Origin of the sequence: Mucilaginibacter sp. (assembly GCF_039921305.1) — a bacterium.
GTDB lineage: Bacteria > Bacteroidota > Bacteroidia > Sphingobacteriales > Sphingobacteriaceae > Mucilaginibacter.
This window is the reverse complement of record NZ_JBDSCA010000052.1, coordinates 190,381-201,958: the sequence shown is the minus strand read 5'-3', so window position 1 is coordinate 201,958 and position 11,578 is coordinate 190,381. Positions and strand designations below refer to the sequence as shown.

Below are 11,578 nucleotides of genomic sequence, written 5' to 3'. Positions count from 1 at the left end.
GTATGCAATCCTTTGAAATTAATAAAGAAGATCTGCTGCGCATTAAAACCGCGCTTGAGGGGACGGATGAAGAACTGAAAACGGTTCTGGAGGATTACCACGCCTCAGAAATTGCCATCATTTTTGAAAAGCTTGATCAGGAAGCCCGTGAACGCATTATTAACGTTTTGCCTGTTGAGGAAGCTTCTGACGTTATTTCGGAGATGGATGAAGAACATCACCCCGAAGATATCCTTTTTAATCTCGATCCCGAAAAACGCTCTGAGATAATTGAAGACTTAGATTATGATGATGCTACCGACTTAATATCCCAGTTAGAGGAGCACGAGCAGCATGAAATATTGAAAGATATCGATCATGAAGATGCTACAGAAATACGTTCACTTTTAAGCTACGCCGAAGATACCGCGGGTGGTTTGATGAATACCGACGTTATCCAGGTGAACCTACGCTTGGATAAAAAGGATGCCCTGGATGAGATCATCCGCCAATCAGAAGAAATGGAGGATTTTTATACCATTTACGTGGTAGACGACCGTGAAATTCTGCAAGGTATTATCTCCGTTAAGGATATCATCAAAGCCAAGGCCGATGCCAAAGTTGCCGATCTGGTTAAAACAGAATACGTTTACGTTAAGGCGGATTTAGATCAGGAAGATGTAGCCAAGTTGATATCACAATATAACCTGGCCAGCATCCCCGTTGTTGATGATAACATGCGCCTGTTGGGCAGAATTACGGTTGATGATATCATCGACGTAATGGAGGAAGAGAATACCGAGGACATCTTGAAGATATCCGGGGTATCCGAAGATGAGGAGTTGAGCGGTAGCTGGCAGGACGCGATCAAAAGCCGTTTGCCCTGGTTAATTATAAATTTAGGCACCGCGTTTTTGGCGGCATCTATTATTCGTGGTTTTGATTCTACTGTAGCCAAGTTGTCGATCATATCAGCTTACATGACTATTATTGCCGGTATGGGTGGTAATGCCGCTACGCAAGCTTTGGCTGTAACTGTTCGGCGTATATCATTGAACGATCTGAACGATAAGCAAGCCTATAATACGGTTTTAAAAGAGTTTTTGGTTGGAATGGTGAATGGTGCCAGTAATGGTATAATCGTGTTCTGTGTGGCTTTATTTTACGATGCTAACCCAATGCTGGGGCTTGTACTCTTTTTAGCAATGACAGGCAACCTGATGATAGCTGGTTTAACCGGAGCATCTATACCATTGATATTGAAAAGGGTAGGGATTGATCCTGCCGTAGCCTCATCTATCATTATTACTACATTTACAGATTGTTTTGGCTTTTTATTGCCGCTTTGGCTGGCCACAAAGTTGTTATTGTAGGGTGATTTATAAATATAAAACCTTGTCATTTCCTTTAGATTAGCTTCAACTATAATAACAACCAATGATGTTTTGTTGAAGCTAATCTAAAGGAAATGACATTTTTTTGTTGTCACATTTTGTTTAATTTCAATCACCAAAAATTAAACAATGAACATAGAAGACATCGAAACCATTTGCGACAGCTTCCCCGCTGTAACTAAGGATATTAAATGGGAAGAGCATCTTTGTTTTAACGTGGGTGGTAAAATGTTTTTGATCACCGCTCCGGATGCTTATCCGCCAACTGCATCATTCAAAGTAAACCCCGAAGAATTTGAGGAACTGGCCTCGCGCGATGGTTTTAAACCTGCCCCGCATTTAGCAAGATACAAGTGGATTTACATTAGCGATATTAGTTTGTTTACTAAAAAAGAGTGGGAGCACTACGCCAGGCAATCTTATAATATGGTAGTCGAAAAGTTACCCAATAAGCTCAAAGCTACTTTAGGTTTGTAATTCCAGAACAAAGCACCGCAATAATTGTACTTAAACTATGGCTTCAGCATCAAGTTTGCAATTACCCATTATCAAGGTTAAATCCGCTTTAAGCGTAGCTACACACGATGTGCTCGCCATTGAAGAGCCATTAGAGATCCGTTTAGAACATGGCCCAGTAGATGAACGCAAAGTGCAGAATATCTCGGTCACCATGCGCACACCGGGTAACGATGCCGAGCTGGCTTTAGGCTTTTTATTTACCGAAGGCATCATCACTAATGTGAAAGCTATTGCCAATATAGATCATTGTTTTATCGCTTGCGCGGAGAATAAAGAGAATGTGATACAGGTGAGTTTGCATCCCGATAGTGTACCCTGTCTGAAAAACACGGAGCGTAATTTTTATACCACATCAAGCTGCGGCGTGTGTGGCAAAGGTTCTATTAATGCTATACGTACCGTGGGTCAATTTAATGATAATCAATTAGATGATAGCTTTATCTATTCGGATATCTTATATAGTTTACCTGATATTTTGCGAAAGCATCAAGATGTTTTTACCGATACCGGCGGGTTACATGCTTCAGCATTATTTAGCAATACAGGCGAAATGTTATTGGTACGCGAAGATGTAGGCCGACACAATGCTTTGGACAAACTAATAGGCGCTGCTATTAATAAGGGTATGGTGCCTTTGAGTAATTCCGTGTTAATGTTGAGCGGCCGGGCAAGCTTTGAGTTGGTTCAAAAAGCGGCTATGGCGGGCATCAATATCATAGCTGCCGTTGGTGCGCCATCAACCCTGGCAGTACAACTGGCCCAGGAGTTTAACATCACCCTGGTTGGTTTTTTGCGCGATGAGCGTTTTAACATTTATACCGCGCCACACCGCATATTATTTACCCAATAGTTGAGCTATCATGAGCGAAGAAATAAAACAGCCGGCAGCCGAAAACCCGGAAAAATTAAGCAGGTTAAAAGTATCTGAACCTAAAACCTGGGCGGCGGGTATCCCTGCTGTAGCCGCTGCCATGAAAGATGTTTTGTCAGAAACCGGCCCTGTACGGGGGATGCATGCCCTGTTCCATATGAATAAAAAGGACGGGTTTGACTGCTCAAGCTGTGCCTGGCCCGATCCGGATGACGACCGTTCACCATTTGCGGAATATTGCGAGAACGGCGCCAAAGCATTAGCCGAAGAAGCAACTACCAAAAAGCTAACCGCCGAATTTTTTGCTCAAAACTCTGTGGCCGATCTATCGGCATTGAATGATATGGAAATAGGCAAAAAAGGCCGCATAGCCCAGCCTGTTTATCTGCCGAAAGGAGCAACACATTACCAGCCCATTAGCTGGGATGAGGCTTTTAAAAAGATAGGTGATGCTTTAAATGCGTTACAATCGCCCAACGAGGCTACATTTTATACTTCGGGGCGTACGGGTAACGAGGCATCGTTTGTTTACCAGCTTTTTACTAAAGAATATGGTACCAATAATATGCCCGATTGCTCAAACATGTGCCACGAATCAACCGGGACGGGTTTATCAGAATCTATAGGGATTGGCAAGGGCACCGTAACGCTGAATGATTTTTACGATACGGATGTTATTATTATTATGGGTCAAAACCCAGGCACTAATCATCCGCGTATGTTAACCGCTCTGCAAAAGGCTAAAGAAAAGGGCAGCAAAATAATAGCGGTAAACCCTTTGCGCGAAGCTGGTTTAATGGGGTTTAAAAACCCGCAAACGGTAACGGGCGTATTGGGTTTTACAACACAATTGGCCGATTTGTACTTGCAGGTTAAAATAAACGGCGATATGGCGCTTATTAAGGCTATAGAATTGCTGTTGCTTGAAGCCGAGAACAGTGAGCCGGGTACCGTATTCGATCAGCAATTTATAAAAGATAAAACTACCGGGTATACCGGGTTTGTAGATCATTTATCACAATATAAACTAAATGATTTAGCCGCGGCTGCCGGAGTGCCGGCAGAACAGATCCGTGAGGCAGCAGATATGCTCAAACACAAAAGCAAGATCATTATTTGCTGGGCCATGGGCGTTACCCAACAGAAAAACGGAGTTGATACCATTAAAGAAATAACCAACCTCATCCTGTTAAAGGGCAGCATAGGGAAGGCGGGGGCAGGCTTGTGCCCTGTACGCGGGCACAGCAATGTGCAAGGCAACCGCACCATGCTCATTTTTGATAAGCCTAACGAAAAACAACTGAATAAAATAAAAGAGGTATACGGCTTTGAGCCCCCGCGCCGGCATGGGTATGATGTGGTTGAAAGTATAAAAGCTATGCATGCCGGTAAAATAAAAGTATTTGTATCAATGGGCGGTAACTTCCTTTCGGCTACGCCGGATACCAATTTTACTGCTGATGCGATGCGCAAGTTGAAATTATCGGTACATATCTCAACCAAATTAAACCGCGGCCATTTAGTTAACGGCGAAGAAAGTATCATACTGCCTTGTTTGGCGCGCAGCGATAAAGACATGATAAACGGGAAAGAACAATTTGTGAGCTGCGAAAACTCGATGGGAGTGGTGCAAATGTCGAAAGGGGTGTTGCAGCCAATATCTGATGATCTGTTAAGCGAGGTAGCTATAGTTTGCCGTATGGCGAAGGCAACGCTTGCCGAACGATCGGTGGTTGATTGGGATAAGTTTGCTGCCGGTTATGATACGATACGTGATGATATTGAAAAGGTGGTACCGGGTTTTAATAGTTATAATGACAGGGTACGGTTGCCCGGAGGTTTTTATATTCCCAATGCACCGCGCGAAGGTAAATTTGAATTGCCCGATGGCTCAAAGTTTGCCAAATTTAATGTAGCCGAATTACCCGAGCACAAACTGGCCGACGATGAATACATGATGGCCAGTATCCGCAGTCATGATCAGTTCAATACCACTATTTATGGCATGGAAGATCGTTACCGGGGCATCCACAACGAGCGCCGCGTAATTTTTATGAATGCGAAAGACATCGCGAAAGCGGGATTAAAAGCCGGTGATAAGGTTGATCTGTTTAATTATACCGATGATATAGAGCGCGCCGCCCGTTTGTTCATTATAGTGCCCTATGATATCCCGGAGCGCTGCACGGCTACCTATTACCCCGAAACTAATGTGCTGGTGCCTATTAACAGTGTAGCTTTGAAAAGTAATACCCCAACATCAAAATTGGTTATTATTAAGATCAAACGACACGGAATTTAAATACAAATTCACCACCTTGTCATTGATGATAGCTTTATTTATTGGGCTGTTAAAATACGGCAGAAAACCTTATTTTGCAGCATCAATCTAATTACCTGTCATGACTAAATCCAGCCCAATTAAAACCTGGCATTTTATACCTGTTATTTTTTTACTTGCTTATATTGTTGTTAGCCAAATACAGTTGCCGCAGATGGAAGGGTGGTTACTGATGCTTTCTTTTGCTTCATTGGCTATTATATTCAGGCAATATGCTAAGCTGAAAGGCTTTAGTTTTCCGGTAATAATATTCGCGGTGGTTAGTTTGGCCATGTACTATCCGCAATATTTTGTGAGTGTAAATGGGTTCAAACTATCTAAGTTGATCATCCCGCTGCTACAGATCATCATGTTTGGAATGGGTAGCGAGCTGAGTTTGAAAGAACTGGCTATGGTATTTAAAACGCCCAAAGCTATTTTAGTTGGGGTAGTTTGCCATTATACGGTTATGCCCTTAATTGGCTTTGCTTTGGTGAGTGTATTTGATTTCCCGAAAGAAATTGCTGCCGGAATTGTTTTGGTAGGATGCTGCCCAAGTGGGTTGGCATCAAATGTTATGTCGTACTTAGCGAGGGCTAACCTGGCATTATCTATCGCGGTTACAACCGTTTCTACTTTATTGGCACCGTTGTTTACACCTTTGCTTATGCGTTTGCTGGCGGGGCGTTTGGTTGAGGTTCATTTTTGGGATATGGCCTGGGATACTACCAAGGTTGTTATATTCCCTATAATGGCCGGCTTGTTGTTCCATTTTATAGCACGTGGTAAAGTGAAATGGCTGGATAAAATTATGCCCCTAATATCTATGATAGGGATTGCCGTGATTTTGATAGTAATAACCGCCGCCGGGCGCGATAGCTTGTTAAAAGTTGGTATGCTACTGGTAGTTGCCATATTTATCCATAATACATTAGGCTTTACTTTAGGCTATTGGTTTAGCCGGTGGATGGGTTTTAAGGAAAGGGATTGCCGTACCATTTCGTTGGAGGTGGGGATGCAAAATTCGGGGCTGGCGGCCGGGTTGGCTTTATTTATGGGAGGCATGTCGACCATAGGATTAGCCGCCGCTTTATTCGGTCCTATTATGAATGTAAATGGTTCATCATTAGCTACATGGTGGCACAGCCGGATACCTTCGGAAGAAAGGGAAGAATCAGGAGTCAAGATGCAATAACCAATGTGGATAGTTATCATTACTTTAAAGCCTTCGCGATAGCTTTTCCCCAAAGTTCACCCAATGATGCCGAACCTTTTTGATTAGGATGCAGATAGAACACGCCGCTTGGGCCTTTTTCGGTATTCATATCCGTTAAATAGTGTTTTTTAAAGTATTTAAATCCTTTTTTATCGCCCAAAAATACTTGCCCGGGGTGTATGGTTTTATATTCGTTAACCAGTAGTTTTAACTGCGGCCTATAGCTTTGTAAGCGTTCGCGCCCTTCAACCAAATAGGTTGATCTGTTATGTGTACTATCGCTGTACCATATGGGGTTATGGTATATCACTTTACAATCCGGGTAACGTTTAAATAAACTATCGGTAAGGGTTTTTAAATTGTCGTGATATTGCTCTGGCGATACGGGTGAGCCGTTAGGGCCTTTAATGGCGCTATCATTGGTACCCAGCATAATACTGAAAAGCAACGTGGCCGATTTTTCGTTATAAAACGTGTTGGCAGCCTCAATAACTTTAGGGTATGCCTTTTTTGATGACGGTAAAAAATCAACGGTAGTAAAACCGCTGCGGCCCTGGTTACTAAACTGAACGTTTTTGAATATGTTTTTTTTAAGTAAATAAGCTGTGCTTTGCGCGGCAGGGCCATAAGTTTGAGCATCTTTAACCTGGCCGGCTTGAGTAATGCTATCGCCAATATAAATTATGTTGTAGTACCCGTCGGTTGTTTGCAGGCGGAAGGAGCAAAGAGTAATAAACAATACTAAACAAACAACAGAAATGGTTTTGCGAAGCATAATAATAGGTTGGTTAAATTGCGGCTATACAATTTTAACAATAATTATTTTTAATTGAGGCGAAAGCGGGGATAAAATAATGGTTAGAGTCAAAAGTATAGGTGAGTGATAGGCGCTATTGCATCCCAAAAAATTTACGCAATTTTATACCCTATCTACATAACCAATTTATGAACCTGGAATTTAACAAGAACGAAGACATTAATAAACAATTGGTTTACGATTTAAAAACCAGACTAAAGAAAATATACCTTGGCGGAGGTGAAAAAGCCGCGGCAAAACAAAAAGGGAAAGGTAAAATGCTGGCCCGCGAGCGAATTACTTATTTGATAGATAAAGATAAACCCTGGCTTGAAGTTGGCGCTTTTACGGCCGACGGCATGTATGCCGAGCATGGCGGCTGCCCAAGTGGCGGCGTAGTGTGTGGTATTGGGTATATAAGCGGCAGGCAATGTGTTATAGTAGCTAACGATGCTACGGTTAAAGCGGGAGCCTGGTTCCCGATAACGGCTAAGAAGAATTTGCGGGCGCAGGAAATAGCGATGGAGAACCGTTTGCCTATTATTTACCTGGTTGATTCGGCTGGGGTATATTTGCCTTTACAGGATGAGATATTTCCCGATAAGGAACATTTTGGAAGGATATTCCGCAACAATGCCTGGATGAGCAGTAACGGTATTATCCAGATTGCGGCTATTATGGGTAGTTGCGTAGCCGGTGGCGCTTATTTACCTATTATGAGCGACGAGGCCATGATAGTTGATGGTACGGGTTCGGTATTCCTTGCGGGATCATACCTGGTTAAATCGGCCATTGGCGAAGATATTGATAACGAAACTTTGGGTGGCGCTACTACACATTGCGAAATATCCGGCGTTACGGATTATAAGCACCCGAATGATGCCGCTTGTTTAGATTCTATCCGCAACATTATGAGTAAAACGGGGCATAACCCGGTTGCGGGTTTTGATCGCGTTAAGCCATCGCAGCCAAAATTTAATGAGCAGGATATTTACGGTATCTTTCCCGAAAATAGGGATAAGCCTTACGATATGAAGGAAATTATCAAACGCCTGGTTGATGATTCGGACTTTGAGGAATATAAGGCGCTTTACGGCAAATCTGTAATTTGTGGTTTAGCCCGTGTTGATGGTTGGGCGGTTGGCATAGTAGCTAACCAGCGCACGGTATTGAAAAGTAAAAAAGGAGAGATGCAGTTTGGCGGTGTGATCTATTCCGATTCGGCAGATAAGGCTACGCGATTTATTATGAATTGTAATCAAAAAAAGATCCCGCTGGTGTTTTTACAGGATGTTACCGGCTTTATGGTGGGCAGCCGCAGCGAGCAGGGGGGCATTATTAAAGATGGCGCTAAAATGGTGAACGCGGTAGCCAATTCGGTTGTACCAAAAATAACTATAGTTGTTGGAAACTCTTACGGTGCAGGTAACTATGCCATGTGCGGCAAAGCTTACGACCCGCGACTGATATACGCATGGCCATCGGCAAAAATAGCGGTGATGGGCGGCGCGCAGGCGGCTAAAGTATTGGTACAAATGCAGGCCGCCAGCATGAAAGCGAAAGGAGAGGTGGTTACCGAAGCGCAGGAAAACGAGCTTTTAAAAACCACTACCGATAGATATGATTCACAAACCACACCATACTATGCCGCGGCCCGGCTTTGGGTTGATGGAGTGATAGACCCACTGGAAACCCGAAAAGTGATATCGATGGGGATTGAGGCGGCTAACCATGCGCCAATTGAGCGGGCGTTTAATGTTGGGGTGATACAGACTTAGAGGTATTTACGATTTTTGATTTACGAGTTACGATTTTAATTAGGATTTAGAATGTGTGATTTTGGGTTTAGTTTATGAGAAAAGGATTGTTGATTTTATTGTTTTCCGTTGGTTTGAGTAATGCTTTTGGACAAAAGATACTTAAGGTAGAAAAGGCTACGGACTATTCAACTCATGTTATTGGCGACACTTTTGAGGGTGTTGTATTTTCGAATAAATACACCCCATTCCCGTCAATTTATGATGCTGATGGCCAGGTAATTACTAAAACACGTTTAATAAGCCTTTCGTTAGAAGAAGTTTGCTTAGCCGAGAATTTGGTTATAGTTAATCTTAATAACATTCTTAAAGCGCAGCCTAATTTTTCCCACGATATAATGTACATCAAGCATAACTTAAAAAAGTATGTGCGCCAGTATTTCGGCTATTCCAATAAAAAGAATCAAAGGATAGTGATCATTAGTTATTTATGGCGTGATAAGGATTTAACTGACGGATTAACAGTTGGAAATAAATTATTGATAGCACCTACCTGGAGAAAAGAGAGGGTTCTGGTAAATGACGGAGGGAACCACTATTGGGAAATGCATATCAATGTTGATACCAAAAAACACGTTATGTTTGGAGTAAATGGTGTTGGGTAAATTTAAAACCTACAAATTAACATGATTAATTATATCCGCATAGATCACGTTCATGTAACTGTTCCTCCGGGAGAGGAGCATAAGGCCCAACAGTTTTACGCCAATGTTTTGGGATTTGAAAACATGAGCCGGGCTAAAGAATTGAGCGACTCCAGCGGTTACTGGTTTAAAGTTGCTGATATTGAATTTCATATTGATACAAAGGGTAATGTTGCAAAAGGCAGGCAGCACTTTGCTTTAGAGATTAGCAACCTGAAAGAAGCCCGCTCACACCTGGAAGCCAATGATGTGACCATTATGGAGCAAACCCTAATTTTAGGCAGGCAACGTTTTATGTTTGAGGACCCGTGGGGGAACAGGATAGAGTTTTTGGAATTTGATAAGTGATTTTGAAATTTGGATGTTGGATTTCGGATTTGAAATTGAAGAATATAAAGCGGAATAGTTAACTTCGGAATCAATAAATCTAATTAAGGGCAATCCGAAATCAATTCCGAAATCATAATCATGGAATCTATAGAAGTTGTAATCGTGTTATTTATTATAGGTTTGGCAGCCTTGCTTTTTGGTATGGTGAGAAGCAGCGAGAAAAGGCGTTTGTTGAATGAAGGCATCAGGGTGAATGGTGTTATTCTGCAACTCATTAATGATGGTAATAGCACCAGTCCAACGTATTTCCCGGTAGTGAAGTTCAAAACTGAGCAGCATGATTGGGTTACTGAGAGATACAAGATCGGTGGCAACAAATACCTCTACAAAGAGGGCGATGCCGTGAGGGTGATTTATGATCCTTTGAATCCCGGTCGTTTTTTGTTGGATGATACCCGGTCAAAGGCGCTAAGTCCGGTTTTGATTTATGGAGGAGTGGCTTTGATATTAGTATCGATAGGGTTGTTGGTTTTGGGATTAAGAGGATAAATATCCATGTAAAATGTATCAGGTAAGATGGAAGATGTTGAAAACACAATCTTTCGCGCCGTTAAACAATGGCAATATACTGACCATCGCCTATTGGCTCAATGCATCAAAAAATATACATTTGTGCTATAATTTTAGAATATAATGTCTGAGGAACAAGAACACGTTAAATGCTTGATCATAGGTTCGGGTCCGGCTGGTTATACTGCCGCTATTTATGCCGCCCGTGCCGATTTAAAACCCGTTTTATATACAGGTATGCTTGCCGGTGGCCAGTTAACCCAAACTACCGATGTGGATAATTTCCCAGGCTATCCAAAGGGGATTATGGGCCCCGAAATGATGGAGGATTTTAGAATACAGGCAGAGCGATTTGGTACTGATATACGTTTTGGATATGTAAGCTCTGTTGATTTTTCGAGCATGCCGCACAAGGTTGTGGTTGATGAATCGAAAACAATTTTAGCCGATACGGTTATTATTTCAACAGGTGCATCTGCAAAATGGCTGGGTTTGGATTCTGAGCATAAATATAATGGCTTTGGTGTTTCGGCATGTGCTGTTTGTGATGGATTCTTTTTCCGCGGACAAGATGTTGCTATCGTAGGAGCAGGGGATACCGCTGCCGAGGAAGCTACTTATTTAGCCAAACTTTGCCGTAAGGTGTATATGCTGGTACGCAGGGACGAGTTCCGCGCATCAAAAGCGATGGTTCACCGTGTGCAGCACACCCCTAATATCGAGATCGTTTATAACACCGAAACCAAAGAAATTGTTGGCAATGGCCAAAACGTTACCGGTGTTCGTGTTTGGAACAACCAGACCAATGAAGAAAAGGTATTGGATGTAACCGGCTTTTTTGTAGCTATTGGCCATACACCAAATACCGGTATATTTAAAGGACAAATTAATATGGACGAAACCGGCTATATCATTACCCATCCGGATTCAACCCAAACTAATATTGAAGGTGTATTTGCCTGCGGCGATGCCCAGGATCATATTTTCCGCCAGGCTATTACAGCAGCCGGAACCGGTTGTATGGCCGCCCTTGAAGCGGAGCGCTATTTAGCCGGTAAAGAGCATGTGATTACTGTAGAGTGATTTGAGTAGCAAAGATGTAAGGATTAAAGAGCAAGGACT

General features: G+C 42.5%; 11 protein-coding genes. 10 read left to right on the top strand and 1 reads right to left on the bottom strand.

The window, feature by feature from the left end:
* The first annotated feature begins 2 nt into the window (after positions 1-2).
* From mgtE to ABIN91_RS16020, 5 genes are all read left to right on the top strand, one after another.
* Positions 3-1,352, top strand: coding sequence for a magnesium transporter (gene mgtE / locus ABIN91_RS16040; RefSeq protein ID WP_348052240.1), 1,350 nt, complete (start codon positions 3-5; stop codon positions 1,350-1,352).
* A 150-nt stretch (positions 1,353-1,502) separates the two neighbouring features.
* Positions 1,503-1,850 carry an MmcQ/YjbR family DNA-binding protein gene (locus ABIN91_RS16035; RefSeq protein ID WP_348052239.1) on the top strand — a complete coding sequence of 116 codons (348 nt, stop codon included), beginning with the start codon at positions 1,503-1,505 and terminating at the stop codon, positions 1,848-1,850.
* Between the two features lie 37 nt (positions 1,851-1,887).
* A complete protein-coding gene (gene fdhD, locus ABIN91_RS16030; protein WP_348052238.1) occupies positions 1,888-2,742 on the top strand; it encodes a formate dehydrogenase accessory sulfurtransferase FdhD in 855 nt (284 codons plus the stop codon).
* A gap of 10 nt (positions 2,743-2,752) precedes the next feature.
* Positions 2,753-5,065 carry an FdhF/YdeP family oxidoreductase gene (locus ABIN91_RS16025; protein WP_348052237.1) on the top strand — a complete coding sequence of 771 codons (2,313 nt, stop codon included), beginning with the start codon at positions 2,753-2,755 and terminating at the stop codon, positions 5,063-5,065.
* Between the two features lie 100 nt (positions 5,066-5,165).
* Positions 5,166-6,278: a bile acid:sodium symporter family protein gene (locus tag ABIN91_RS16020; RefSeq protein WP_348052236.1), complete on the top strand. Its 1,113-nt coding sequence runs from the start codon at positions 5,166-5,168 to the stop codon at positions 6,276-6,278.
* Positions 6,279-6,297: 19 nt separating this feature from the next.
* Here ABIN91_RS16020 and ABIN91_RS16015 read toward each other — a convergent pair whose 3' ends face one another.
* Positions 6,298-7,074: a GDSL-type esterase/lipase family protein gene (locus tag ABIN91_RS16015; RefSeq protein ID WP_348052235.1), complete on the bottom strand. Its 777-nt coding sequence runs from the start codon at positions 7,072-7,074 to the stop codon at positions 6,298-6,300.
* Positions 7,075-7,244: 170 nt separating this feature from the next.
* Between ABIN91_RS16015 and ABIN91_RS16010 the strand changes: the two genes are divergently transcribed.
* The 5 genes from ABIN91_RS16010 (at position 7,245) to trxB (ending at position 11,539) form a co-directional block, all read left to right on the top strand.
* On the top strand, positions 7,245-8,873 hold the full coding sequence (locus ABIN91_RS16010) for a carboxyl transferase domain-containing protein (protein ID WP_348052234.1): 1,629 nt from the start codon (positions 7,245-7,247) through the stop codon (positions 8,871-8,873).
* A gap of 74 nt (positions 8,874-8,947) precedes the next feature.
* Positions 8,948-9,517 (top strand): hypothetical protein, encoded by a 570-nt coding sequence (locus ABIN91_RS16005; RefSeq protein ID WP_348052233.1) that lies wholly within the window; start codon positions 8,948-8,950, stop codon positions 9,515-9,517.
* A 21-nt stretch (positions 9,518-9,538) separates the two neighbouring features.
* Positions 9,539-9,904 (top strand): VOC family protein, encoded by a 366-nt coding sequence (locus ABIN91_RS16000; RefSeq protein ID WP_348052232.1) that lies wholly within the window; start codon positions 9,539-9,541, stop codon positions 9,902-9,904.
* A gap of 120 nt (positions 9,905-10,024) precedes the next feature.
* On the top strand, positions 10,025-10,435 hold the full coding sequence (locus tag ABIN91_RS15995) for a DUF3592 domain-containing protein (RefSeq protein WP_348052231.1): 411 nt from the start codon (positions 10,025-10,027) through the stop codon (positions 10,433-10,435).
* A gap of 144 nt (positions 10,436-10,579) precedes the next feature.
* Entirely contained in the window at positions 10,580-11,539 is a 960-nt protein-coding gene (gene trxB / locus ABIN91_RS15990; protein WP_348052230.1) for a thioredoxin-disulfide reductase, read from the top strand.
* The last annotated feature ends 39 nt before the right edge of the window (positions 11,540-11,578 follow it).

Bases quoted from the DNA above. Each gene is read 5' to 3' on its own strand.
- mgtE (WP_348052240.1), top strand. From the start codon at position 3: ATGCAATCCTTTGAAATTAATAAAGAAGATCTGCTGCGCATTAAAACC.
- ABIN91_RS16035 (WP_348052239.1), top strand. From the start codon at position 1,503: ATGAACATAGAAGACATCGAAACCATTTGCGACAGCTTCCCCGCTGTA.
- fdhD (WP_348052238.1), top strand. From the start codon at position 1,888: ATGGCTTCAGCATCAAGTTTGCAATTACCCATTATCAAGGTTAAATCC.
- ABIN91_RS16025 (WP_348052237.1), top strand. From the start codon at position 2,753: ATGAGCGAAGAAATAAAACAGCCGGCAGCCGAAAACCCGGAAAAATTA.
- ABIN91_RS16020 (WP_348052236.1), top strand. From the start codon at position 5,166: ATGACTAAATCCAGCCCAATTAAAACCTGGCATTTTATACCTGTTATT.
- ABIN91_RS16015 (WP_348052235.1), bottom strand. From the start codon at position 7,074: ATGCTTCGCAAAACCATTTCTGTTGTTTGTTTAGTATTGTTTATTACT.
- ABIN91_RS16010 (WP_348052234.1), top strand. From the start codon at position 7,245: ATGAACCTGGAATTTAACAAGAACGAAGACATTAATAAACAATTGGTT.
- ABIN91_RS16005 (WP_348052233.1), top strand. From the start codon at position 8,948: ATGAGAAAAGGATTGTTGATTTTATTGTTTTCCGTTGGTTTGAGTAAT.
- ABIN91_RS16000 (WP_348052232.1), top strand. From the start codon at position 9,539: ATGATTAATTATATCCGCATAGATCACGTTCATGTAACTGTTCCTCCG.
- ABIN91_RS15995 (WP_348052231.1), top strand. From the start codon at position 10,025: ATGGAATCTATAGAAGTTGTAATCGTGTTATTTATTATAGGTTTGGCA.
- trxB (WP_348052230.1), top strand. From the start codon at position 10,580: ATGTCTGAGGAACAAGAACACGTTAAATGCTTGATCATAGGTTCGGGT.